Annotated in this window: 23 protein-coding genes; 8 read left to right on the plus strand and 15 right to left on the minus strand. The window is 71.5% G+C overall.

From position 1 onward, the window contains the following. Positions 1 to 170: 170 nt before the first annotated feature. The 5 genes from OG552_RS23285 to OG552_RS23305 form a co-directional block, all read right to left on the minus strand. On the minus strand, positions 171 to 2,363 hold the full coding sequence (locus tag OG552_RS23285; protein ID WP_329135964.1) for an ATP-binding SpoIIE family protein phosphatase: 2,193 nt from the start codon (positions 2,361 to 2,363) through the stop codon (positions 171 to 173). A gap of 70 nt (positions 2,364 to 2,433) precedes the next feature. Next, positions 2,434 to 3,093, minus strand: a complete 660-nt coding sequence (locus OG552_RS23290) for a class I SAM-dependent methyltransferase (protein ID WP_329141027.1) — start codon at positions 3,091 to 3,093, stop codon at positions 2,434 to 2,436. Between the two features lie 357 nt (positions 3,094 to 3,450). After that, positions 3,451 to 4,128, minus strand: coding sequence for a cytidylyl-2-hydroxypropylphosphonate hydrolase (gene fomD / locus OG552_RS23295; RefSeq protein WP_329135966.1), 678 nt, complete (start codon positions 4,126 to 4,128; stop codon positions 3,451 to 3,453). A gap of 23 nt (positions 4,129 to 4,151) precedes the next feature. Continuing rightward, positions 4,152 to 5,537: a class II fumarate hydratase gene (locus tag OG552_RS23300; protein ID WP_329135968.1), complete on the minus strand. Its 1,386-nt coding sequence runs from the start codon at positions 5,535 to 5,537 to the stop codon at positions 4,152 to 4,154. Between the two features lie 63 nt (positions 5,538 to 5,600). After that, a complete protein-coding gene (locus OG552_RS23305; RefSeq protein WP_329135970.1) occupies positions 5,601 to 7,259 on the minus strand; it encodes a fumarate hydratase in 1,659 nt (552 codons plus the stop codon). A gap of 386 nt (positions 7,260 to 7,645) precedes the next feature. On the opposite strand from OG552_RS23305, the gene OG552_RS23310 reads away from it, so the two are divergent. Continuing rightward, a complete protein-coding gene (locus tag OG552_RS23310) occupies positions 7,646 to 8,440 on the plus strand; it encodes a DUF1707 SHOCT-like domain-containing protein (protein WP_443071006.1) in 795 nt (264 codons plus the stop codon). 604 nt (positions 8,441 to 9,044) lie between these two features. Then, positions 9,045 to 9,398, plus strand: a complete 354-nt coding sequence (locus OG552_RS23315; protein WP_443071007.1) for a WhiB family transcriptional regulator — start codon at positions 9,045 to 9,047, stop codon at positions 9,396 to 9,398. A 136-nt stretch (positions 9,399 to 9,534) separates the two neighbouring features. On the opposite strand, the gene glpX is transcribed toward OG552_RS23315, so the two are convergent. After that, entirely contained in the window at positions 9,535 to 10,566 is a 1,032-nt protein-coding gene (gene glpX / locus OG552_RS23320; RefSeq protein ID WP_329135972.1) for a class II fructose-bisphosphatase, read from the minus strand. A 216-nt stretch (positions 10,567 to 10,782) separates the two neighbouring features. Between glpX and OG552_RS23325 the strand changes: the two genes are divergently transcribed. Next, on the plus strand, positions 10,783 to 11,322 hold the full coding sequence (locus OG552_RS23325) for a DUF4245 domain-containing protein (RefSeq protein WP_329135974.1): 540 nt from the start codon (positions 10,783 to 10,785) through the stop codon (positions 11,320 to 11,322). 31 nt (positions 11,323 to 11,353) lie between these two features. Here OG552_RS23325 and OG552_RS23330 read toward each other — a convergent pair whose 3' ends face one another. The 3 genes from OG552_RS23330 to xseA form a co-directional block, all read right to left on the minus strand. Beyond that, positions 11,354 to 11,947 (minus strand): malonic semialdehyde reductase, encoded by a 594-nt coding sequence (locus OG552_RS23330; protein ID WP_329135976.1) that lies wholly within the window; start codon positions 11,945 to 11,947, stop codon positions 11,354 to 11,356. Between the two features lie 199 nt (positions 11,948 to 12,146). Beyond that, the gene (locus OG552_RS23335; RefSeq protein ID WP_329135977.1) at positions 12,147 to 12,428 is read right to left on the minus strand and encodes an exodeoxyribonuclease VII small subunit; all 282 of its coding nucleotides are present in this window, start codon (positions 12,426 to 12,428) and stop codon (positions 12,147 to 12,149) included. A 21-nt stretch (positions 12,429 to 12,449) separates the two neighbouring features. Next, positions 12,450 to 13,673 (minus strand): exodeoxyribonuclease VII large subunit, encoded by a 1,224-nt coding sequence (gene xseA, locus OG552_RS23340; RefSeq protein WP_329135979.1) that lies wholly within the window; start codon positions 13,671 to 13,673, stop codon positions 12,450 to 12,452. Between the two features lie 60 nt (positions 13,674 to 13,733). Between xseA and OG552_RS23345 the strand changes: the two genes are divergently transcribed. Together OG552_RS23345 and ppgK are read left to right on the plus strand one after the other, a co-directional pair. Continuing rightward, the gene (locus OG552_RS23345) at positions 13,734 to 14,729 is read left to right on the plus strand and encodes a 4-hydroxy-3-methylbut-2-enyl diphosphate reductase (protein WP_329141034.1); all 996 of its coding nucleotides are present in this window, start codon (positions 13,734 to 13,736) and stop codon (positions 14,727 to 14,729) included. A gap of 96 nt (positions 14,730 to 14,825) precedes the next feature. Beyond that, positions 14,826 to 15,563, plus strand: coding sequence for a polyphosphate--glucose phosphotransferase (ppgK, locus tag OG552_RS23350; protein WP_329135982.1), 738 nt, complete (start codon positions 14,826 to 14,828; stop codon positions 15,561 to 15,563). Here the strand turns inward: ppgK and OG552_RS23355 are convergent. Further along, a complete protein-coding gene (locus OG552_RS23355; protein WP_329135985.1) occupies positions 15,484 to 16,029 on the minus strand; it encodes a DUF6542 domain-containing protein in 546 nt (181 codons plus the stop codon). The two genes, ppgK and OG552_RS23355, sit on opposite strands and share 80 nt — an antisense overlap. 267 nt (positions 16,030 to 16,296) lie before the next feature. Between OG552_RS23355 and ychF the strand changes: the two genes are divergently transcribed. After that, complete coding sequence (ychF, locus tag OG552_RS23360) at positions 16,297 to 17,385, plus strand: redox-regulated ATPase YchF (RefSeq protein WP_329135987.1); 1,089 nt, start codon at positions 16,297 to 16,299, stop codon at positions 17,383 to 17,385. Between the two features lie 126 nt (positions 17,386 to 17,511). Here the strand turns inward: ychF and OG552_RS23365 are convergent, their stop codons facing one another. Then, the gene (locus OG552_RS23365) at positions 17,512 to 17,904 is read right to left on the minus strand and encodes a DNA-binding protein (RefSeq protein WP_329135990.1); all 393 of its coding nucleotides are present in this window, start codon (positions 17,902 to 17,904) and stop codon (positions 17,512 to 17,514) included. Continuing rightward, positions 17,904 to 18,155 (minus strand): hypothetical protein, encoded by a 252-nt coding sequence (locus OG552_RS23370; RefSeq protein WP_329135992.1) that lies wholly within the window; start codon positions 18,153 to 18,155, stop codon positions 17,904 to 17,906. Before OG552_RS23370 ends, OG552_RS23365 begins: the two co-directional genes overlap by 1 nt. Before the next feature lie 257 nt (positions 18,156 to 18,412). Between OG552_RS23370 and OG552_RS23375 the strand changes: the two genes are divergently transcribed. Together OG552_RS23375 and OG552_RS23380 are read left to right on the plus strand one after the other, a co-directional pair. Continuing rightward, complete coding sequence (locus OG552_RS23375; RefSeq protein WP_329135994.1) at positions 18,413 to 18,808, plus strand: beta family protein; 396 nt, start codon at positions 18,413 to 18,415, stop codon at positions 18,806 to 18,808. Positions 18,809 to 19,343: 535 nt separating this feature from the next. Next, entirely contained in the window at positions 19,344 to 19,832 is a 489-nt protein-coding gene (locus OG552_RS23380) for a hypothetical protein (RefSeq protein WP_329135996.1), read from the plus strand. A 21-nt stretch (positions 19,833 to 19,853) separates the two neighbouring features. Here OG552_RS23380 and OG552_RS23385 read toward each other — a convergent pair whose 3' ends face one another. The 3 genes from OG552_RS23385 to OG552_RS23395 form a co-directional block, all read right to left on the minus strand. Further along, the gene (locus OG552_RS23385; protein WP_329135998.1) at positions 19,854 to 19,994 is read right to left on the minus strand and encodes a hypothetical protein; all 141 of its coding nucleotides are present in this window, start codon (positions 19,992 to 19,994) and stop codon (positions 19,854 to 19,856) included. A 2-nt stretch (positions 19,995 to 19,996) separates the two neighbouring features. Continuing rightward, entirely contained in the window at positions 19,997 to 20,350 is a 354-nt protein-coding gene (locus tag OG552_RS23390) for a hypothetical protein (RefSeq protein ID WP_329135999.1), read from the minus strand. Between the two features lie 138 nt (positions 20,351 to 20,488). Then, positions 20,489 to 24,373, minus strand: coding sequence for a S8 family serine peptidase (locus OG552_RS23395; RefSeq protein WP_329136000.1), 3,885 nt, complete (start codon positions 24,371 to 24,373; stop codon positions 20,489 to 20,491). Between the last annotated feature and the right edge of the window lie 53 nt (positions 24,374 to 24,426).

The raw sequence follows: 24,426 nt of genomic DNA on the forward strand, positions 1-24,426 counted from the left end.
AGCAACTACCGAGGGGCGCGAGGAACTGCGCGAGCAACCGGCCACCGGCGGACGTTTGGGCACCGGGGTGCGGGCCCCGAAGGGGCGCGAGGAACTGCGCGACAAGCCACGACGCAGCGGCACCGCGAGACCGGCAGGAGGGGGCACCCCGAGGCGTGCTGGTACCCCCCTTAAAGCGGGAGCTCGAACCAGACGACTTTGCCGGCGCCCAGGCGGGTGGCGCCCCAGCGCTGGGCCATCCGGTTCACGAGATAGAGCCCGCGGCCGCCCTCCTCCTCGGGGGCCGCGTGCCGCATGCGCGGCAGAAGGGGCGCGTCGTCGCCCACCTCGCACCGCAGGACATCGGTCCGCAGCAGCCGCAGGGTGATCGGCCGTTCGGCGTACCGCACCGCGTTCGTGACGATCTCGCTCACCAGCAGTTCCGCCGCGTCGAGCTGGTCGTCCAGGTCCCAGCGGCGCAGCGCCTGCCGGACCAGTCGGCGGGCGCGGCCCGCCGTCTGCGCCTGGGGCTCCAGGAACCAGTACGCGACATCGCTCGGCGAGATCCCGTCGAAGCGGGCCGCGAGCAGCGCGATGTCGTCGTCACGGTCGCCCGGCCCGAGGATCTCCAGCACCTCGTCGCACAGCGGCTCAAGAGGCGGCGGCGACACCACGGTCGCCGCGTCACGCAACCGCTCGCGGAGCAGCTCGATGCCGCCCCACACGTCGCGGCTGCGGGACTCCACCAGGCCGTCGGTGTAGAGCAGCAGGGTCGCCCCGGCCGGCGCCGGCAGCTCGACGGCTTCGAACGGCACCCCGCCGACGCCGATCGGCGCCCCCGGCGGGACCCGGAGCACCTCGGCGAGGCCGTCCGCGTGGAGCAGGATCGGCGGTGGGTGGCCCGCGTTGGCCACCACCAGGCGGTGGGCGATCGGGTCGTAGACGGCGTAGACGCAGGTCGCCATCCGGTCCTGGCCGAGCCGCTGGGCCTGCTCGTCCAGGTGGTACAGGACTTCCTGCGGTGCCAGGTCGAGCCCGGCGAGGGTCTGCACCGTGGTCCGCAGCTGCCCCATGATCGCCGCGGAGGTCATCGAATGGCCCATCACATCGCCGACCACCAGCGCCACCCGGCTGCCGGGCAGCGGAATCGCGTCGTACCAGTCGCCGCCGACCCGGGCCGACTCGGCGGCCGGCAGATAGCGGCTGGCGAGCTGGACGCCGGTGGGCTGCGGCAGCGAGTCCGGCAGCATCTCGCGCTGCAGGGCGTCGGCGATGTACGCCTCACGCCCGTAGAGCACCGCCTTGTCCACACCGAGCGCGGTGTGGGTGGCGAGCTGGGCGGCCACCAGCAGGTCGTCCGCCTCGAAGGGCAGCCGGTCGGGGCGGCGCAGCAGCACGGCCGCGCCGATCACCCGGCGCCGGCCGCGCAGCGGGGCCACCAGCGCGCGGCGGCCGGTCGGCAGCGGGCTCTCCGGGTGGCCGAGCAGCTCCGCCAGCGCGTCCGCGGCCCGCAGCGAGTCGGCGAACACCGGCCGTACCCCGCGCAGCACTTCGGCCAGCGGACCGTCGAGCAGCACGCTGATCGGCTCGGAGCCGTAGGCGGGCTCCAGGGCCGGCAGGACGGGCAGGGCACCGACCGGGGCGCTGTCGTCGGAGGGACCGTCAAGGCCGCCGTCCGCGCGCCGCAGCCGCAGCCGCAGCGGGCCCGACGGGCGCTCGTCGCCGACCGGCAGCGGGTCACGCAGATAGACCATGATCGAGTCGGCGAAGGCGGGCACCGCCGAGCGGCACAGGCCGAGCAGGATCTCGTCCAGGTCGAGCCCGCGCGCGATCCGCCGGGTCGCGGCGCCGACGTACCGCAGCCGGTCCGCCTCGGGACCGGTCTGTACGGGCATCGGGATGCGCATGCCCACCGAGTCCTCCTCGCCGGGGTGCCCGGCCGCGTCCAGCGGGATTCCTCGTGGTGGCGTGCTCAGATACGCGCCCAACGCCTCACTCCCGTCTGTCGTGCCCGGTGCCCACCCGCTGCCGTGCGCCGGGATCGGCGGATGCGGCAGTTCGGTCTGCGGTCGGCTGTACGGTACGGGGTCGCCGCCCGCCGCCGTGCGCTCGGGGTCGCTCCCGGGGTGCGGACCGCCCCCGGCCGGGGAGTCCTCCCTGGCGTTCTTCCCGCCGGCGTTCCGGTCCGCGTGCTCGTGCGCCTCGTGCCGCTCCTGGTGCTGGGCGCGCCACAGGTCCACGGGACCGGTGGCGTCCAGCGGGTGGGGGAGCGCCGGGCCGCCGGTGGGCGGGAACGGTCCGGCGCCGGGCAGGACGCCGTACGGATCGGCGGCGCCCCCGGGCAGGGGGTCCGCCGCGGTCGGGCGGGGCGGGTCGGTGGTCACGCGAGTCGTTCCATCCGTCGGTGCGCCGCCGCGGGCCGGCGTGCGGCGGGGCTCGGGCCCGGTCAGGTCGTCAGGCGCGTCGGCAGTAGAGGAAGACCTGCTCCTCGGGCGGCACCTCGACGCTCGCCGGCGCGTACGCGTAGGAATCCTCCTTGACCACCTCGAAGCCCGCGTCCGTCACGACCCGCCGCAGGTCGTCACGGAGGTAACCGGACACCCGGATGATGTTGCCGAGGAAAGGAATCGGCACGTTGTCCACATCCGCCTCCACCATCGACAGCGCCAGCAGACCGCCGGGCGCCAGCAGAGCGTGCACGGACCGCAGCGTGCCGGGGATCTCGGCCCTGGGCAGCATCAGCAGGGCGAAGAACGCGGTCGCGCCGGCGAAGGAGCCCGCGGTCAGCGGCCCGCCGTCGCCGAGCCCGGCGATGTCGGCACGGATGAACTCCGCGGCCGGCACATTGGCCCGGGCCCGCTCCAGCATCCCCGCCGACAGGTCCACGCCGGTCACCCGCAGTCCCGCGTCGGTGAGCTGCCGCGCGGTCGGCACCCCCGTACCGCAGCCGAGGTCCAGCACCCGGGAGCCGGCCGGGAGCGAGGAGGCGAGCCACTCGCCGGCCGCGAGCTGGCCCTCCTTGTGCGGGAACGCCTCGTCGTAGCGGTCGCCGATCGCGTCGAACGCCTCGGCCTGGCCGGTACGCTCCCGGCCGGGGCCGTCGTCTTCGGGCAGCCCGGCGGGGGGCTGCTCGTCGTTGCCGGTTCCCACTGCTCAGGGCCTCCCTGACGGTCCGCGATCTGGCTGCTGGTGTGTGGTGCGGCGGCAGTGCGCCGGTGCCCGGGCACATGCCGCCGGCGGTTGCTTTGCGGGGTCATGCTCGCTGTCGCGGATCACCCGCCCGTGACGTGGCGTCAAACTCTAGGCCGCGGTTGGCGTTTGTGCAGTCTTCCGGACCACACGATCCTACGGTCGCGGGGTAAGGAAGCAACAAGGGGCCGGGCGGTACCGATCGGCCCGTACTGGCATCGAAGCGGTGCCGGCCCGGTACGTACTGGTACGTACCGGCACCATACCGGCACCGTACCGGTATCAGTCGGCGGGGCGGTCCCAGTCCGCGGGGAGCGCCGGCACCGGCCAGGCCGGGTCGGGCCGCCAGTCCTGCCAGTGGTCGCCGAACGGCGGCCCCCAGGCCCGGATCACCCCGACCGCCTGCCGTCCCGCCCGCCGGACGCCGGCCGCCGTCGCGGCCGGCATCAGCCCGTCGGCCTGCGCCTGCGCGAACTCGTCCTCGTCCCGCCACTGCCAGCTGCGGTTCGGGTGCACCGAGATGTCCAGGAAGTGGTCCTCCGAGTCCACCCCGCCCGACCAGCGGCGCAGCGGCTCCTCCAGATTCACGTACCAGCTGCGGAACCGCCAGCCCTCGTCCCAGAAGAGCCACACCGACCACGGCTCGCCGGGCCGGGCCAGCTTCAGCACACCCGCGCCCCACCACTTGTCCTCGGCCGCGACCCGCGGCTTGGTGTACCGGGTGGCCAGCGGCTCCCGGTACACCGGCGTGCCGTCCGCCAGCAGCGGCTTCACGCACCGGGTGCCGGGCGCCAGCCACACCGCGAGCAGCTCCTCGTCGTCACGCACCACAGTGACCGGCCGGCAGATGTGGACCTCGTCGGTGCCGTTGCCGCGATAGCGCCAGAGCACTTGATCGCCGGGGGCCCAGAAGTGCCGCTGCGGTCCGTTCCTGAATGTGGTGTCGACGTCGGCTGTCATGAACAGAGCTTACGGACCAGGTGTTACGGATGGGTCATACGCAGCACGTCGAGCGCTTCGTCGAGTTGCGTTTCGGTCAGCTTCCCCGCCTCGACATAACCGCTCTCGATCACCACCTGCCGGATGGTCTTCCGCTCGGCCAGCGAGGTCTTGGCCACCTTCGCCGCCGCCTCGTACCCGATGTAGCGGTTGAGCGGGGTGACCACCGACGGCGAGGACTCGGCGTACTCCCTGGCCCGCTCGACATTCGCGGTGATGCCGTCCACCGTACGGTCGGCGAGCAACCGGGTGACGTTCGCCAGCAGCCGCACCGACTCCAGGATGTTGCGGGCGATCACCGGCAGCATCACGTTCAGCTCGAAGTTGCCTGCCGCGCCCGCGGTGGCGATTGCCGCGTCGTTGCCGGTGACCTGGGCGGCCACCATCAGCACCGCCTCGGGGATCACCGGGTTGACCTTGCCCGGCATGATGCTCGACCCCGGCTGGAGGTCGGGCAGGCTGATCTCGGCGAGGCCGGTGCGCGGGCCCGACGACATCCAGCGCAGATCGTTGGCGATCTTCGTCAGGCCCACCGCGATGGTCCGCAGCTGCCCGGAGGTCTCCACGATCGCGTCCCGGGCGCCCTGCGCCTCGAAGTGGTTGCGCGCCTCGGTCAGCGGCAGTCCGGTCCGCTCGGCCACCTCCGCGATCACCGCGGCGCCGAAACCGGCCGGCGTGTTGATCCCGGTGCCCACCGCGGTGCCGCCCAGCGGCAGTTCGGCCAGCCGCGGCAGCGCCGCCGTCAGCCGCTCGATCCCGTACCGCACCTGGGCGGCGTACCCGCCGAACTCCTGGCCCAGCGTCACCGGTGTGGCGTCCATCAGATGGGTGCGCCCGGCCTTGACCACCGTGCCGAACTCCGCGGACTTCGCCTCCAGCGCCTCGGCGAGCCGGGACAGGGCCGGAATCAGGTCGCGGGTCACGGCGGCGGTGGCGGCGATGTGGATCGAGGAGGGGAAGACGTCGTTGGACGACTGCGACGCGTTGACGTGGTCATTGGGGTGGACGTCCCGGCCGAGCCGCTCGGTGGCCAGGGTGGCGATGACCTCGTTCGTATTCATGTTCGAGGAGGTGCCGGAGCCGGTCTGGAAGACGTCGATCGGGAAGTCCGCGTCCCACTTCCCGTCGGCCACCTCGGCCGCCGCCTGCTCGATCGCGTCCGCGATCTCCTTGTCCAGCACGCCGAGCCCGGCGTTCACCTTGGCGGCGGCGGCCTTGATCTGCGCCAGCGCCTGAATGTGCGCGCGCTCGATCCGCTGCCCGGAGATCGGGAAGTTCTCCACCGCCCGCTGCGTCTGCGCCCGCCACTTCGCCTCGCGGGGTACGCGTACCTCGCCCATCGAGTCGTGCTCGATCCGGTAGTCGTCCATACCTCTTACAGTGCCCCGGCTCGGACGGTTTGTTCCCGCCCGTGCCGGGGCGCGGACGCGCGGTTACGCCCCCTGGCGCACCGGGATGCTGGTGAAGGTCGGCTGAGAGAGTGCCTGCGGGCTGAAGAAGTCGTTGCCCTTGTCGTCCACGACGACGAAGGCCGGGAAGTCCTCGACCTCGATCTTCCAGACCGCCTCCATGCCGAGCTCGGCGTACTCCAGGACGTCGACCTTCTTGATGCAGTCCTGGGCGAGCCGGGCCGCGGGGCCGCCGATCGAGCCGAGGTAGAAGCCGCCGTGCGCGGCGCACGCGTCGGTGACCTGCTTGGAGCGGTTGCCCTTGGCCAGCATCACCATCGAGCCGCCGGCCGCCTGGAACTGCTCGACATAGGCGTCCATCCGGCCCGCGGTCGTCGGCCCGAAGGAGCCGGAGGCGTAGCCCTCGGGGGTCTTGGCCGGGCCGGCGTAGTAGACCGCGTGGTCCCGGAGGTACTGGGGCATCGCCTCGCCCGCGTCGAGCCGCTCCTTGATCTTGGCGTGCGCGATGTCACGGGCGACGACCAGCGGGCCGGAGAGCGAGAGCCGGGTCTTGACCGGGTACTTGGTGAGCTCGGCGCGGATCTCGTCCATCGGGCGGTTGAGATCGACCCGGACCACGTCGTCGTCCAGGTGCTCCTCGGTGGTCTCCGGGAGGAAGCGGGCCGGGTCGGTCTCCAGCTGCTCCAGGAAGACGCCCTCGGCGGTGATCTTGGCGAGCGCCTGCCGGTCGGCCGAGCAGGAGACCGCGATGGCCACCGGGCAGGACGCGCCGTGCCGGGGGAGCCGTACCACCCGCACGTCGTGGCAGAAGTACTTGCCGCCGAACTGGGCGCCGATGCCGATCCGCTGGGTCAGCTCGAAGACCTGCTGTTCCAGCTCCTTGTCCCGGAAGCCGTGCCCGGCAGGGGAGCCCTCGGCGGGCAGTTCGTCGAGGTAGTGCGCGGAGGCGTACTTCGCGGTCTTCAGTGCGAACTCCGCGCTGGTGCCGCCGACCACGATCGCCAGGTGGTACGGGGGGCAGGCGGCGGTGCCGAGCGAGCGGATCTTCTCTTCGAGGAAGCGCATCATCGACGCCTCGTTGAGGACCGCCTTCGTCTCCTGGTAGAGGAAGGACTTGTTGGCGCTGCCGCCGCCCTTGGCCATGAAGAGGAACTTGTACGCGCCGCCGTCGGTCGCGTACAGCTCGATCTGGGCGGGCAGGTTGGAGCCGGTGTTCTTCTCGTCCCACATGGTCAGCGGGGCCATCTGCGAGTACCGCAGGTTGAGCTTGGTGTACGCGTCGAAGATGCCGCGGGAGAGGGCTTCCTCGTCGCCGCCGGAGGTGAGGACCTGCTGGCCGCGCTTGCCCATCACGATGGCGGTGCCGGTGTCCTGGCACATCGGCAGGACGCCGGCGGCGGCGATGTTGGCGTTCTTCAGCAGGTCGAGCGCGACGAAGCGGTCGTTGGGGCTGGCCTGGGGGTCGTCCAGGATGCGGCGCAGCTGGGCGAGGTGGGTGGGGCGCAGATAGTGCGAGATGTCGTGCATGGCCTCGGCGGCCAGCAGCCGCAGTGCTTCCGGTTCGACCTTGAGGAAGGTCCGCCCGTCCGCCTCGAAGGTGCTCACGCCGTCGGCGGTGAGCAGGCGGTACGGGGTGGGGTCCTCGCCGAGGGGAAGCAGATCCGTGTAGGCGAACTCAGGCATAGCGGGCATTCCTCACTCGGCGGCGACAACGCGGAAGCGGCTACCACCCTAGACGGTGCGTTGCGGCTAACCGGGGGGCCGCCCGCCCTGCCCCTCGCGCCCTGTCGCCGGACCACCGGCCGGTGGTGGGTTGCTCGCGCAGTTCCTCGCGCCCCTGGCGGGGCGGTGGCGCGGGCCTGTGCGGAGGACGTGCCCCGAAGGGGCGCGCGGGGTGGGGTCCCGGACGAAGTCTGGGGGCGGAACTGCGCGGCCGGCCACGATGATGGCGCGCCCGGTCCGCTGGCCGAGCCCGTTGCGGTCTGTTGCCGGCCCGCCGGCTCGGTGGCGTACCCCTAGGGGGGAGTTCAGGGTAGTCGCGATCTATCGCGTCAGCGTACGGTGGACGCGTGGATGAATCCCAGCTCGACAAGCGCCCGCAAGAGCCGCCGCCCGCGCCGGTGACCGTCGAGAAGGTCCAGCCGGCGGAGCCGGTCGAGCCGGTTCGGTCGACCCAGACCGCTCCGCCTCCCCCCGTGGTCGAGAAGAAGCCCCCCGTCGACCAGCCGCTCCCCGAAGGGGGACTGCGCGCGTCCGACGCCGACCGCGACCGTATCGCCGACATCCTGCGGGACGCCCTCGCCGAGGGCCGGCTGGACGCCGCCGAGCACTCCGAGCGGCTCGACCGCCTCTACGCGGCCAAGACGATGGGTCAACTGGAGCCGCTGGTAAGGGATCTGCCCGCGGCCGGCACCGCCACGGCGTCCGCCGCGACCGCCACCGCGCAGGCCGCGCCCCGCGCGTACGACCCCGGCCGGGGCGGCGAGAACCCCAACCTCGTGGGCATCCTCGGCGGCGCCGAACGCAAGGGACGCTGGCGCGTCGGCAACCGGATCACCGCGGTCGCCATCATGGGCGGGGTCGAGATCGACCTCACCGAAGCGACGTTCACGTCACCGGAGCTGGTCATCCACTGCACGGCGATCATGGGCGGGATCAGCGTCAAGGTCCCGGAGAACGTGACGCTCCGCGGTGGCGGCGTGGTCGGCATCATGGGCGGCTCCGACATCAAGGCGTTCGAGGCACCCGACCCCGGGGCGCCCGTCGTACGGGTCGACGGCGTCGCCTTCTGGGGCGGGGTCGAGGCGAAGGCCAAACGCGGCAAGAAGGTCCGCGACTGGACGAAGAAGCCGCTCCAGTCCTGACCCAGCGAGAGACCGCAACGGGCTGGCTCTGCGGGCCGGGCGCGCCCCGGCGGTGGCTTGTCGCGCAGTTCCGCCCCCAGCGCCCCTTCGGGCACACCGGCCCGCGCGAGCGCCCATCACCAGCCGGTGGGCCGGGGGAGACCGTAGCGGGCTGGGCTCGCGGGCCGGGCGCGGCGCCGCGGTGGCTGATCGCGCAGTTCCTCGCGCCCCTGACGGGGCGCAAGCCGGCGTGCCCCGAAGGGGCGCTGGGGGTCCCCCCGGACGAAGTCTGGGGGCGGAACTGCGCGAGCAACCGGCCACTTGCCGTCGGTCCGGTAACGTGCCGCAAGGGGCAGGGCGGGCGGGCCCGCCAAGTGGGGGGCGCCGTGTGGACGGGTGGGGCGGGAGTGGTGCGTGAGTACGCCAACCGTGCCGCGTGATCACGCCACCCGCAGGTCGGAGGGGGTCCGCGAAAACCCGCCCACCCGAACACGGTGCGCATGAAGTCGCGTACAGCGGGTAGGGGATGGAGCACGCCGTCGCCCGGTAGCCCCGGCTTCCCCCGCCCACCGACCGGTCGGCGACGCCAGCGTGGCAAACGCCGAGCCGTCGTCAGGAGTTACCCGTGCTTCAACCGATCGAGCCCGTCACGGACCCCGCTCAGCCACCCGGCCATCCGCGGGACATCGGCGGCCCCTGGCACTCCGACGCGACCTGCCGCAGCGACGAGGCCGGCCTCTTCTTCGCTCCCTCCAAGGAGCCGACGGCCGCCCGCCTTTCGCGCGAGGAAGCCGCCAAGAGGGTGTGCGCCCGCTGCCCGGTGATGCTCGAATGCCGTGAACACGCCCTGCTGCAGCCCGAACCGTACGGCGTCTGGGGCGGGATGACCGCCGCCGAGCGCCGCGTCGTGCTCGCCCGCAGGCGCCGCCGCGAGGTCGAACTCCAGCGCCCCGCCGCCTCGATAGCGGCCGCCGGCTGACCGCACCGCATCCCCCACCCGCCCACCACCTCCGTGGTGGCCGAGCGGGGGACGCGGCGCGTACGCACACAGCCCGGCGTACGACAGGCGTACGAATGACGTACGGCACCGTACGAAAGGAGCCCCCGGCTCCGCCTCAGTGCGCCCGGTCGAAGTTGATCGCGCTGTAGGCCCGCAGCTTCGACAGCCGGTGCACCGAGTCGATCTGCCGGATCGTGCCGGACTTGGAGCGCATCACCAGGGACGAGGTCGTCGCGGTCTCGGCGCGGTACCGCACTCCGCGCAGCAGCTCCCCGTCGGTGATGCCGGTCGCGACGAAGAAGACGTTCTCGCCGCTGACCAGGTCCGACGTGTGCAGCACCCGGTCCAGGTCGTGCCCGGCGTCCAGCGCCCGCCGCTTCTCCGCCTCGTCCTTGGGCCAGAGCCGGCCCTGGATGGTGCCGCCCAGGCAGGCGATGGCGCACGCGGTGATGATGCCCTCGGGCGTACCGCCGATGCCGAGCAGCAGGTCGACGCCGGTCCCTTCCCGTACCGCCATGATCGCGCCGGCCACGTCACCGTCCTGGATGAACTTGATCCGGGCGCCGGCCTCGCGGATCTCCTTCACGATGCCGTCGTGCCGCGGCCGGTCGAGCACCACGACCGTGACGTCCTCCGGCGAACTGCCCTTCGCCTTCGCCACCCGGCGGATGTTCACCGCGGGCGGCGCCATGATGTCCACGAACTCGGCCGCTTCCGGCCCGGCCACCAGCTTGTCCATATAGAAGACCGCCGACGGGTCGAACATCGAGCCGCGTTCGGCCACCGCGAGCACCGCCACCGCGTTCGGCATGCCCTTGGCGGTCAGGGTCGTGCCGTCCACCGGGTCCACGGCCACGTCGCACTCGGGGCCGGTGCCGTCGCCGACCCGCTCCCCGTTGAAGAGCATCGGCGCTTCGTCCTTCTCGCCTTCGCCGATCACCACGATGCCGTTCATCGAGACGGTGTGCACCAGGGTGCGCATCGCCTTGACGGCGGCGCCGTCCGCACCGTTCTTGTCGCCGCGGCCGACCCACCGCCCGGCGGCCATCGCGGCCGCCTCGGTGACCCGGACCAGCTCCAGGGCGAGGTTGCGGTCGGGCGCTTCCGGGCTCACTTCGAGTTGCGGGGGCAAGTGCTGTTCGGTCATCGCGCGCACCTTTCTGTACGAGGACGGCCGGATATGAGGGTGCTGTGACCCTATCTGTTACCCGCCAATATGAGCAGGGTGCATGTCACTTGAGCGGATCAGTGTGTCGGGGTCCGAAGAGCCCGGCCGGCGGCCTGGGGACGCGGCCCCGGAACGGCGCTCCCAGGAGCCGACCCGGCGGTCGGGGCGCCCGAGGGCATGGGGGACCATAGGGGCGTGGCAGCAGACAAACGTGGCAACAAGACGATCGTGGATCTGGCGCTGTCGATGATCGTGCTCGGGTTCGTCGTCTTCGTGATCTACCTCTTCATCCCGCACGACTCCAAGGCGGACCCGGTGAAGGTGGTCCCCTTCTCGGTCGAGCTGGGCCAGGCGCGGCGCACCGCCCCGTACCCGGTGGCAGGACCCGAGGGCCTGAGCGCGGACTGGCGCTCCACCTCTGTCACATACAGCGCCGCCGACCCGAAGGGCACGACCTGGCACATCGGGTTCGTCGACCCCCAGGAGCAGTACGTCGCGGTCGAGCAGAGCAACGGTCCGGCCGACGCGTTCATCACCTCGGTCACGATCGGCTCCCACCCGGACGGCTCCCGTACGGTCCGGGCCGGCGGTCAGAGCTGGCAGCGCTACACCGGGGGCCGCTACACCGCGCTGGTCCGCAAGGAGCAGCACGTGACCACGGTGGTACTCGGCACCGCTCCGGACTCCCAGCTCACGCAGATGGCCGCCGCACTCCAGGAGCGCGGCGGCCGGTAGCGGGCGGGGCGCCGGCGGGTGGGGGCGCCGGTCAGAGGGTGGTGACGACCTCGTCGTAGGACAGGCGGGGGCTGCGCGGGTACCACGCGTTCTCGCCCGGCTTGCCGATGTTCACCACGGCCAGCACGGTGTGCGCGCCGTCCGGGAAGAACTCCTTGTTGATGCCGGCGGCGTCGAAGCCGGTCATCGGGCCGGCGGCGAGGCCGGCCGCGCGCACGCCGATGATGAAGTAACCGGCCTGCAGGGCCGCGTTGAGCGCGGCGGACTTCTCGCGTACCGGGCGCTCGGCGAAGAGGACGTCCTTGGCCTGCGGGAACGCCGGGAACTGGGTGGGCAGCTCCTCGTGGAACTCGTTGTCGGCGGCGAGGATCGCCACGGCCGGGGCGGTGGCGGTCTTCGGCCGGTTGCCCTCGGCCATGTGCGGCAGCAGACGCTCGCGGGCCTCGGCGGAGCGCACCAGGACGACCCGCAGCGGCTGCTGGTTGAACGCGGTGGGGGCGTACTTCACCAGGTCGTAGATGGCCTGGAGCTGTTCGTCGGTGACCGGCTCCGGGGTGAACGTGTTGGCGGTGCGGGCCTCCCGGAAGAGCAGGTCCTGGGCGGCGGCGTCGAGCGCGAGAGTCATGGGGGTACCTCGGGGGATCGGTGGGGGGCGCGGGGGCTGCGCCCGGCTTCCACCGGTCTCCAACCTAGGTGAGAGTTCAATCATTCCGCTCTCAACTGTGATGCGCTGCACACGTGTGTCCTACATCTATTGCCCCGGGGCTCCCCCTGGTCCGGTCCAGGTCGCGGGCAGGCGCCTCGGTGCGTCCCCCGGAGCTCGTTCAGCTGGTGCGGTTGGATTCCTCGGCGTCCACTGCCGCCTGTTCGGCCGCTCCCGCCGCGAGCTCCTGCTCTTCCTCCGCGGCCAGCGCGGCGTCCAGGCGGGCGCGGGCGCCTTCGAGCCAGTGGCGGCAGAGCTTGGCGAGCTCCTCCCCGCGCTCCCAGAGGGCCAGGGACTCCTCCAGGGTGGCGCCGCCCGCCTCCAGGCGCCGGACGACGTCGATCAGCTCGTCACGGGCCTGCTCGTAACCAAGAGTCGCCCTGGGGTTCTGGTCTGCTGCCATGGAGGCCAGCCTAGGGCGTGCCTATGACGGCGCCGGCCGGTCCGTGGCCCGCACGGTGAACGTGCCGTCCGCCACCCGGGCCCGCAGTTCCTCGCCCGCGCTCACGTCCGCCGGGGCACGGACGACCGAGCCGTCCGCGCGCTGGAGGACGGCGTAACCGCGCCGCAGCGTCGCCGCGGGGGAGAGGGAGACCACCCGGGCCAGCGTGTGCGAGAGGTCGGCGTCCGCGCGGTCCAGCGCATGCCGCAGACTGCGCCGGGCGCGGTCCAGCCGGTCCGCGACCTCCGCCTCGCGCTCGTCGGTCATGCGGTACGGCGCCGCCATCGCCGGCCGGCTGAGCGCCGCCGCCAGGCCCCGCTCCTCCCGGTCCAGCAGCCCGCGGATCACCCGCAGCGCCCGGTCCCGTACCAGCTGGACCCGGGCCAGCTCCTCCCGCACATCCGGCACGACCCGTTTCGCCGCGTCCGTCGGGGTGGACGCCCGCAGGTCCGCCACCAGGTCGAGCAGCGGCGTGTCCGGCTCGTGGCCGATCGCCGAGACCAGCGGCGTACGGCACTCCGCGACGGTACGGATCAGCCGCTCGTCGGAGAACGGCAGCAGGTCCTCGACGCTGCCGCCGCCCCGCGCCACGACGATCACATCGACGTCCGGATGCGCGTCCAGCTCCCGTACCGCGTCGATCACCCTCGGCACCGCGGTCGCGCCCTGCACCGGCACATTGCGGACCTCGAACCGCACCGCGGGCCAGCGCAGCCGCGCGTTCTCCCGCACGTCCCGCTCGGCGGCCGACGCGCGGCCGGTGACCAGGCCGATCAGCTGCGGCAGGAACGGCAGCGGACGCTTGCGGTCCGCCGCGAAGAGCCCCTCGGCCGCCAGCGCCTTCTTCAACTGCTCCAGCCGGGCCAGCAGTTCGCCCATCCCGACCGGCCGGATCTCCACTGCCCGCAGTGACAACTGCCCCCGCGGCCCGTACCACTCGGGCTTCGCGTGCACGACGACCCGCGCGCCCTCCCCGACCACCTCCGCGACCTGCTCGAAGACCGCGCGGAAGCAGGTGACCCCGATCGAGACGTTCTGCGAGGGGTCGCGCAGCGTCAGGAACACCACCCCGGCGCCCGGGCGGCGGGACAGCTCGGTGATCTGCCCCTCCACCCACACCGCGCCGAGCCGGTCGATCCACCCGCCGATCAGCCGCGACACCTCACCGACCGGAATCGGCGCGTCCGCCGAGGTGTTCAGAGCCATACCCGCACCCTAATGCGCCCCGCCGACATGCCTGCCTCGCCGCCCGGCCCGCCCCGTACGATGGACCGCATGACCACCGAAGCCAGCCGTCGTGTCCTGCTCGCCGCCCCCCGCGGGTACTGCGCGGGCGTGGACCGTGCCGTGATCACCGTCGAGAAGGCGCTGGAGCAGTACGGCGCCCCGGTCTATGTGCGCAAGCAGATCGTGCACAACAAATACGTGGTGCAGACCCTGGAGAAGAAGGGCGCCGTCTTCGTCGACGAGACGGAGGAGGTGCCGGAGAACGCGATCGTGATCTTCTCCGCGCACGGCGTCGCCCCGGTCGTCCACGAGGAAGCAGCCGAACGCAGCCTCGCCTCCATCGACGCGACCTGCCCGCTGGTCACCAAGGTCCACAAGGAAGCCGTCCGCTACAGCAACGACGACTACGACATCCTGCTCATCGGCCACGAGGGCCACGAGGAGGTCGTCGGCACCATGGGCGAGGCCCCGGAGCGGATGCACCTGGTCGACGGCCCCGAGGACGCCGCCAAGGTCAAGGTGCGCGACGAGTCCAAGGTCGTCTGGCTCTCCCAGACCACGCTCTCGGTCGACGAGACCATGGAGACGGTCGACGCGCTCAAGAACCGCTTCCCGAACCTGCTCTCGCCGCCCAGCGACGACATCTGCTACGCCACGCAGAACCGCCAGGTCGCGGTGAAGCAGATCGCCGCCGAGGCCGACCTGGTGATCGTGGTCGGCTCCCGCAACTCCTCCAACTCCATCCGGCTGGTCGAGGTCGCCCTGCAGGCCGGCGCCGGCGCCTCCTATCTGGTGGACTTCGCCGCGGAGTGCGAGGACGCCTGGCTGGAGGGCGTCCGCACGGTCGGCGTCACCTCGGGCGCGTCCGTCCCGGAGGTGCTGGTCGACGGCGTGCTGGAGTGGCTGGCCGCGCGCGGCTTCGCCGACGTGGAGATCCACCGGTCCGCCGAGGAGTCCATCCAGTTCTCGCTGCCGAAGGAACTCCGCCGTGACCTGCGTGCCGAGGCCGCCGAGCGGGCATCTGCCAAAGGGTGAGCGTTCCGACGCCGGGTGAGCTTTCCTGTAGGTGACCCGGCGGTGGGCCGCCCGACCGACAGGTGGGCGGTCTCACCGCCCTTCAACGTGGAGGCCATGAACGTGTTCGGTGTGGACATCGGCGGTACGGGCATCAAGGGCGCGCCGGTCGATCTCGACAAGGGCGAGCTGTCCGAGGAGCGCTACAAGGTACTGACGCCGCACCCGGCCACCCCGGACTCGGTGATCGAGGGCGTGCACGAGGTCGTCACGCACTTCGGCTACTCGGGACCGCTCGGTGTGACCTTCCCCGGCGTCGTGGTGGACGGTGTGACCCGTACCGCGGCCAATGTCGACAAGGGCTGGGTCGGGCTCGACGCCCGCACGCAGATCAGCGAGAAGCTCGGCATGCCCGTGGTGCTGCTCAACGACGCGGACGCGGCCGGCGTCGCCGAGATCACCTTCGGCGCCGGGCGCGGCCGGGGCGGCACCGTTATCCTGCTCACCCTCGGCACCGGGATCGGCAGCGCGCTCTTCGTCGACGGCCGTCTCGTACCCAACACCGAGCTGGGCCATCTGGAGCTGCACGGGCACGACGCGGAGAAGCGCGCCTCGGCCAAGGCGCGCGAGGACGAGGACCTGAGCTGGGAGCACTGGGGTCACCGGCTGCGGAAGTACCTCGCCCATGTGGAGATGCTCTTCTCGCCCGACCTCTTCGTGCTCGGCGGCGGGATCAGCCGGAAGCCGGAGAAGTTCATGCAGTACATCACCGGGATCAGCGCGGAGATCGTCCCCGCGGAGCTGCAGAACAACGCTGGGATCGTCGGCGCCGCGATGGCCGCCGCAAAGCTCTGACCGCGACGATCGCGGCGGCCAGCACGGTGCCGGTGTAGAGCCAGCCGGTCAGCGTCGCCAGCCCGGTGAAGACACCGAGCAGGTGCCCGGCCAGGCCGCCGCTGCCGCTGTCCGAGGTGAGCACCACCGCGACGGCGAACGCGATCGGCGCGGCGACCGGCGCGGCCACCAGGTCGTACGGGCGTACGTACACCGCGCCGGCCACGCTGACCGCCACGAAGACCAGGCCGAAGAGGAGCCCGGGGCCGTCGAAGAGCAGTGCGTCGACGGCCCCGCCCAGCACGGTGATGACGGTGGTGAGCAGGCCGGCGCCCAGGCCGGTGAGGCGGGGGCGGGGGCGCGCGGCACGCACCCGGCGGACCAGCCCGGCGACCGGGCGGGCCGGCCGTGGCGGGCGGTAGACCCCGGTGGCGGCTTCCTCGCTGGGGGCGGGAGGCGGTGGCGTGCGCGCAGTGTGTTGATCCACCTACTCACAGTAAGTGGGGCGGATGGGTGACCGCACCGCGGGACACGCGGGTTCGCCCGGCTGGTCCTCTGGGGGGGTGGGGGGCGGGGTTGGGCGGTGCGGTCGGTTCGGGCGGGCCGTTCGCGCGGGCCGGTCGGGCTGTGGGTCCCGCCGTCCTTTCGCCCGGTCGGTTCGCGCGGTCGTCCACCGAGGGGCGGGGGCAGCGCGGGGCGCCCGTAAACTGGACCGCGTCTCGCACCCTCATCGCTCGCTACGGGAAGTCGCCACGTGTCGCTCAGCATCGGAATCGTCGGCCTGCCGAATGTCGGCAAGTCGACCCTCTTCAACGCCCTGACCAAGAACGACGTCCTGGCGGCCAACTACCCGTTCGCCACGATCGAGCCCAACGTCGGCGTGGTCGGCGTCCCGGACCCCCGGCTCGACAAGCTCGCGGAGATCTTCGGCTCCGCCCGGGTGCTCCCCGCGACCGTGGACTTCGTGGACATCGCCGGCATCGTCCGGGGCGCGTCCGAGGGTGAGGGCCTCGGCAACAAGTTCCTGGCGAACATCCGTGAGTCCGACGCGATCTGCCAGGTCATCCGGGCCTTCAAGGACGAGAACGTGGTCCACGTCGACGGCAAGGTCTCGCCGAAGGACGACATCGAGACCATCAACACCGAGCTGATCCTGGCGGACCTGCAGTCCGTCGAGAAGGCGATCCCGCGGCTCACCAAGGAGTCGCGGATGCAGAAGGACAAGGCGGTGATCCTGCGCGCCGCGCAGGAGGCGCAGGCCATCCTCGCGGCCGGCGACACCCTCTTCTCGCACGGCATCGCCAAGGGCACCGAGCAGGGCACCCTCCTGCACGAGCTGCACCTGCTGACCACCAAGCCGTTCCTCTACGTCTTCAACGTCGACGAGGACGAGCTGACCGACGAGGACTTCAAGAACGAGCAGCGGGCGCTGGTCGCCCCGGCCGAGGCGATCTTCCTCAACGCCAAGCTCGAGTCCGACCTCGCCGAACTCGACGACGCCGAGGCGCTGGAACTCCTGCAGTCCGTCGGCCAGGAGGAGCCGGGCCTGGCCACGCTCGCCCGGGTTGGCTTCGAGACCCTCGGCCTCCAGACGTACCTCACCGCCGGCCCCAAGGAATCCCGCGCCTGGACCATCAAGCGCGGCGCGACCGCCCCCGAGGCGGCGGGCGTCATCCACACGGACTTCCAGCGCGGCTTCATCAAGGCGGAGGTCATCTCCTTCGACGACCTGGTCGCCACCGGCTCCGTCACCGAGGCCCGCGCCAAGGGCAAGGCCCGCATGGAGGGCAAGGACTACGTCATGCAGGACGGCGACGTGGTGGAGTTCCGCTTCAACGTCTGATGACCCGTCAGGGGCCGCGCCCGGCAGCTTGTTGGCCGCCGGACCGCGGCTGTCGGCCGCATGGGTTCCTCGACCCGTGACGCGGGGCAGCGGCGGGTCTGTCGACATGGCAGCGACACCGCCGGCTCAGACCTTGACTACCTCCACGGATGGGCCGCACAGGAGCGTCAAATCCTCGGTGTCGGAAGTGAGGAGTGTGACCGGCTGAGGCGCGTGGCGGGCGATGGCGGCGAGAGCGGCATCGATGGCGTACTTGTGGCCGTGGAGGTGATGGGTGCGAAGAAGGACGGCCGCCCGATCGGCGATCTCTTTGGTGACGTCGTGAACGTCGACCCGGGAGAGGACCCAGGTGATACGGGCGGGGTGAATGCGGTCGTAGTCGGCCTCAAGGGTGGTCATGGCACTGGTGGCCACGCGGACTCCCTCTTCCGATGCCGCCTGGACCAGGGCCACTGCAGTGCGGTCCTTCCGGTACAGCTTGGAGAGGCCTTCACTGTCGAGCAGGAGGGTGCCGGGCATCAGGCAGCGGCCCCGCCGGCCTGCCGGGGATCATGGCGCAGCAGCGCGCGGGCAGCCTCGACCTCCTCACGGGTGAGCTCGTCGTTGTCGGTCTCGAAATCGGCGACGATCTCCCGGAGCTTGTCCATGGCGACCCGCTGTTCGAGGGCTTCCGCGACATAGGCGGAGAAGCCGCCAGGCCCGACGTGGGTACGTGCGGCCTCGGCGAGATCCTCGGGGAGACTGATCGAATACTTTTTACTACTACCCATGCCGCCAATCCTACCACTGGTAGCAAGTTGTATGCGTGCCTCGGCGTCCTCCTCTCCGCCCTCCAAACCCTCGTGCTCCCTTCGTACTGTCATTGGACAGCGAGGTCGGAATTGCTCCGGCCCCGAGGTGGGGCACGGGCCGGCCCGTGCACCGCCGCCGATCTGGACGATCATCTTGACGCAAGCCGCACAACCCTGGTCAGGGGCGTGAGTGGCCTGCCGTCGTCAGGACTCGCGGTCCGCGCCGACTGGCACATGTGGCAGGAGTTGCGGGCAAGCGGCCGAACGACTACCTGTCACGGCTCACGTATGGCGACTACGGTGTGCAACCTGTTACTGCCCTGGTCCAGATGCCGGGCGGAGGAGGCCCGCCCTGGGGCGTCTTCCGATACACCACCGACAACTGGTTCGTGCTGTGCAAGGTGCTGAACCGGGGCCCTGACCGCGCGTCGGGCATCCGGGCGGCGGCGAGCCGAATCCGCGACCCGCCCGAGTTCCGGGGAGCGGCCGCCAGAGCCGGAGAGACGTGGCTGCGCGACTGTGCCGGCGGACCGCTCGCGTCCAGTGAAGGCACGGGTCAGGTCATCGACTGGCTGCGGGCGGGCAACATTCAGCACGTGACGTACGTGGTCCGGTGCCTTCAGATGCGCTGACCCGACCGTATACCTTTCCGCGCCGAGCCCCGCCGGGCTCGGTGGAACGGCGGAGCCAGCGTGCCGTCGCCGCCAGGGGCGCTACGCCGACACCGGTGCCGTTTCGACGTTGCTCGCATGCTTGCGCCTGCTGCAGGCCGCAAGGTGCGTGGCCCATGAAGTGGGTGTGGACGATGGCTGAGGCTTCAACGCCAGTCCGCAAACGGTCCGCAGGACACCCGTAAACCCCCGTCGGAAGCCAACGCAAGCCAACAGTGCATTGCCTGGTCAGAGCCATGATCGGCGCCCCGCCGCAGGTCAGGTCCGGCCCGGATACGTTCCGCTTCAACGTCTGACGGGCTGGCGCCGCGATCGGCTGAGGTGCTGAGCGGGTAGCAAACCCCAGGCCAGGGGCCGGAGCTTCGGGTCTGGCCCCTCCTGTTTTCTCCGGCTGGAGCAGCCTGTTTCCTGGCCCCGCGCCGACTTTCTGCTGACTCTCGGGAGGAGCACGGGAAACCCGGTACGCATGGGGAAGGGCGCCGGGCAGGATGGGGGAATGGCTGACCTGCTGTGGGATGACGTCAAAGGGTTCTTCGACCCTGATCTGATGGGCGCGCTGCCGGACGTGCTCGTTCCTGGGGCCTCGGTCGAGGATTGGCAGGCTGTCCTCGACCTTGTTGACGTGAGCGGATGGAAGCACCAGTACTCCGAAGGAGAGTCGGTACTTCCGGTGCCTCGGGCGGAAGCGGTGCTGTCCCGGCAGGCCGACGCCGAGTGTCCGCTGTTGAGGGTCTGGCCGGCCGCCGACGTGCTGGTGATCTTCCGCTTCTCTTCGTCGGACGAGATCGACTTTGATGTCGACCTGCGAGAACTCCAAGGGCAGGAGCGACTCGACGTGATCTGCGGGTTCCTCACGGCCATCGGACGGCGATTGGGCAAGCCGGTGCTGATGGATGCCGAGGGCGGTGAGGGCAGCCGTCCCGTACTCGGGTTCGAGGTCGAGAGCGATCGGGTCGTGCTGGTGGTGGAGCCGTTTGTTCCCTGACCGCGGCCGACCTGGGGGCGCTCAGTTACCGGCCTGGATCGAAGCGGCCACCTCCTCTACCGACCTGCGGGCCGCCGGTACTTCGCCCAGCACCTCGAACGCGACCTCGATGCCGTCGCCGCCGGCCTCGCACTGCCGGTGCGCCGCTTGAAGTCGCGGCACTGTCAGCGGACGGTCCACTCGTCCCTGGGGATGCAGTCATGCACGGTGTGAGCCCAGCCGTCGCATCGCGCGAAGACCGCTCGTGACAGGAGGATGTCGCCGGCTCGTTGCGCACGCACCATGATTCCGAACTCATCCGACGCCGCATCGCCTTCGACAGAGATCGTGGGGCTCATGCCGCGCCCTTCCTGATAGGCGTGGAACTCATCCGTCAGCTCGGAGGGCACCCGCCCAACCAGTTGCTTCCCGTTCATCGATACCAGTGGTCCGCACAGTGCGTCGACGAGTACGCAGGCGAGCTCGCCGGATTCCCTGTAGTAGACGGTGACAGCCCTGACGTACGCCGGGGCGGTCATCTCACCACACGCCACTGACATCACACTCAGTGAGCCCTCCACGGAAGGTGAGCCGGAACCCCATCTATGGACCTCACTCTTCAGAGGCGGGGCAGGCCGTGGAGGGGCCGGCGGGTGGGCGCCGGCCCCTCCGGGGGGCTACTTCAGGCCGAAGGCGCGGGTGATGGACTGGGTGATGCCGCCGCCGTCGCGCTGCTTCGCGGTGACCCGCAGGGAGACGTAACCGGCCCGGTGCGGGGCGTGCAGGGAGGTCTTCCAGGTGCCCCGCTTCTCCGTCAGGGGCTGCCGCTGCCAGGTGGCTCCGTCGTCGTAGGAGACCTCCAGCCTGACCGAGGAGACCGCGTCCCGCGGCGAGTCGCTGCCGAGGACCTCGGGGGTGACGGAGAAGTCCGCGGTGCGTTTCGCCCGGCCCGCGGGGTCCAGGTCGGTTCCGTAGTCCAGCTGGACCAGCGGGACCGCCTCCGCGTCCCCGTTCCCGGGGGCGCCTGAGGTGAAGTTCCACTCGGTGTGGGTGGCGGTGGAGTAGGGGCCGAACCCGGGGTCGCTGCTGGTGTCGACGGCCAGCCGGTACGGCAGCCGCCGCGGATCCAGGTCCCACACGTCCAGGGTCGGCGCGTCCTGGCTTCTGCGCTGCGCCAGCAACGTGTCCCCCTGGTAGAGCGAGTACGTCCCGGTCACCAGCCCGTCATAGCCGTTGTGCGCGGATCCTCCGTCGCCGGCCGGGCCCGTGACGAACAGGCTCATGCCGGAGTCGCCGCGGAACGGAATCTCGGCGCTGGTCAGCCGCGGCCGGGTGATGGGGCCGAACCAGCGGTCCTTCTGGACGCTCCCCGGCTGGTAGGTCCGTACGTCGGTGTTGGACGACCAGCTGTCGATGCTCGCGTACTGCTGCCACTTGACGCCGGGTCCTGCGGAGACCCAGTCGGTACGCGGCCCCGGGGCGGCCAGGTCCTGCGGGAACCGTGCGACCCGCACCATCCCGTACACGGCGTGCGGATTGGCGGCGGGCCCGTATTCGTACGCGGGACTGTCCTCCCGGCTCTCGATGGTCTGCTCACCGTCCGGCGGGGCGAAGTCGAGGTCGATCCGGGCCAGACTGCGGGGACCGGTCGCGGCCGAGGGGTCCTTCGGCACCCCTCCCTGGTGGTAATCGACCAGGTCGTACAGGTACGTGGGCGCGGGGTGGGCCTCGACCGCCAGCTGTACGCGGCTCCTTCCCGCGGCACCGATCTTCTTGATCAGCGCCTCTCCCTCGTCCATGGTGACCGAGGCGACCGGGATCGGCCCGGTGGTCGCGCCGTCGGGGCCGCCGTACCAGTCGCTTCCCCGGCCGTCGCCGTCGGTGACCACCAGGAGCATCGCCGCGCCGGCGGCGTGCGCCGCGGCTGCCTGATCGGTCGGGACCGCGGTGGCGCCGGCCCGTACGACCACGGCCTTGCCGCGGGCGGACAGGCCGGTGTAGTCGGCCTGCGTGCCGGCACCGGCGAAGACGGCGTCCAGGCGCGTGGTGCCGTCCGGCAGCAGCGGGGTGCCGGGCTGCACCACCAGGGCGTCATCAAGGCTGTGCCCGCCGTAGGTGATCTTCAGCGGCGTCTGCTTGGCACGTATACGGGTGGTGAAGACGAAGCTGCCCTTCTTCACCTTGGCCTTGGTGGGCAGGGCCCACAGGCTGTCGTAGGTGGCGGAGGGCCAGAAGTTCTCGTGCAGCGCCTGCTGGTCGGCGGGCGTGGGCACGCTGGAGGTGAAGGAGCGGTACACGTCGATCCGGCTGTTGACGACGGTGGTCGGCTTGGGTGTCGCCACCTTCACCTGGCGCAGTCCGGAGGCGTCGAGCTCGATGGTCCGGTCGCCCGTCAGATCGAACTCGGGAACGGTCAGCAGCGCGAATCCGAGGGAGTGGGGGCCGTGCAGACCCTGTACGTCCACCGTGGAGACGGCCGTGTAGGAGCCGGGGGCCCAGCGGCTGGTGAGCGTGCCGTCCTGCACCCACTTGTCGGTGGTCTTTCCGTCGGCGCCGGTGATCTCGACGTCGCCGCTCATGGGCCGGCCGGCTTTGTCCTTCAGGTGGATGGTGAGGTCGTACTTCTCGGATTCGACGGAGACCCCTACGGCCGTGTGCACCTCACCGGTCGCGTAGCGCGCGGTGACCTGGGCGGCGTACTGGCCCGCGGCCAGCCCGTTCGGGTCCACCGTGACGCCGACCGCCGAGGACCCGTGGGCCGGTACGGTGACGCGGCCGGCGGCCGGCGTGAACACCCCTGCCGGCGCGTCGCCGTGGTCGGCCGAGAGGTCCAGCGTGATGGCCTCGTCCGTGGTGTTGGTGTACGTGATCTGCCGGGTGATCTGCTTACGCCGCGGGCTGGTCGACCAGCGGACGAGCCCCGCGTCCACCGAGCCGGTCGCGACGATCCGGTCCTGCTGGTAGGCGGCGCCCACGTTCAGCCGGCCGGTGCCGGCCTGGTAGGGGCTGTACTCCGGGGTCGGCACGGTGGTGCTCATCAGAGCGTCCTTGATCTGCTGCCCGGTCCACTCCGGGTGCTTCTGGGCCAGCAGGACCGCTGCTCCGGCGACGTGGGGCGCCGCCATGGAAGTGCCGCTGTCCGAGCGGTAGTAGCCCTCACCTCCGTCCATGTACTGCGAGCGGGCCGCCAGCACGTCCACGCCGGGAGCGGTCAGATCCGGCTTGAGGCCGTCGTCGTCCATCCGGGGTCCGGCGGCGGAGAAGTCGGCGAGGTGGTCGGAGGAGTCCACCGCCCCGACGGTGAGCGCGGCGTCCGCGGTTCCCGGCGAGGTCACGCTGTAGGGGCTGTTGCCCGTGTTGCCGGCGGCGATGACGAAGAGCGTGCCCGTCTCGGCGCTCAACTGGTTCACCGCCTGGCTCAGCGGGTCGTCCTGGGTGCGCCAGGCCGGGGTGCCGAGACTCATGTTGATCACCTTGGCGTGTTCGGTCCGCGCCGCCCACTCCATGCCCTCGATGATCCCCGATATCGGTCCTGATCCGTTGTCACCGAGGACCTTGCCGACCAGCAGGTCGGCGTCGGGGGCGACACCGCGCTCCTTGCCGTCGGAGGCGGCGCCGGTACCGGCGACGGTGGAGGCGGTGTGGGTGCCGTGGCCGGCCCGGTCGATGACGTCCTCGCCGCGGACGAAGTTCTTGGAGGCGACGATACGGTTCACCAGGTCCGGGTGGGTGGGGTCCACGCCGGTGTCCAGGACCGCGACCCGGACCCCCTTCCCCGTGCCGCCGGCGGCCCAGGCCGCGGGAGCGCCGATCTGGGCGGTGCTGTCGGCGAGGTCGGCCTGCGCCTTGCTGTCGAGCCACACCTTGTCGACGTCGTCGGTGAAGGACGGCGCGGCCTCCGGGGTTTCACCGCTCCGGGTCGCCGGCGGCGGGGAGTCGCTCCGCCGGGTGCCGGTGAGGGCGGACCAGAAGGCGGCGGACTTCGACCGGTGGGTACGGACCGCCGCGCCGCGGACGGACGGGAGGTTCAGCGTGGTCTCGGTTCCCGGCAGGTCCACGCCGGGCGGCTGGGCGGCCGGGCCCTTGGCGGCGTCGGACCTGAGGGCGGCGGAGTCCTTCGTGCGGGTGACGATCAGGGGGAGTTCGCTGCTGTGCGCGTCGTCGTAGCCCTGGGCCACCAGCTGGGTGACGTCGAAGAGCTGCTTGTCGAGCCGGCCGGTCGCGATGAAGGACGTGGCCTCGTCGGGAAGCACATAGGTGTCCCCGCCCTCGACGGCGGTACGTACCGAACCGGTGGCGCCCGGCGCGCGCTTGATGGCGTCCACCGAGAGGACCGATCCGTCGGGGCCCGGGGTCACCGTCACCTTGTCGCCGGTGATCAGCGTCACGGTGACGGGTGGCACGGTGACGGGTGCGCTGTGCGGGCCGTCCACCGCGGTCTGCGCCGCCGCCGGCGCCGGCGGTTGCGGGGCTGCGCTGTGGGCCTCCACGGGGGCGATCAGCGTGGCCACGAAGGCGACGCCGGTCACCACGGCCGATCTTCGGGCGAACGGCAGCTTCACGTTGTCTCCAGAGTTGGCGGGGTGCGATGGTGATCGCCAACGTATGGATGGAA

The sequence above is a fragment of the Streptomyces sp. NBC_01476 genome (genome assembly GCF_036227265.1).
Lineage (GTDB): Bacteria > Actinomycetota > Actinomycetes > Streptomycetales > Streptomycetaceae > Actinacidiphila.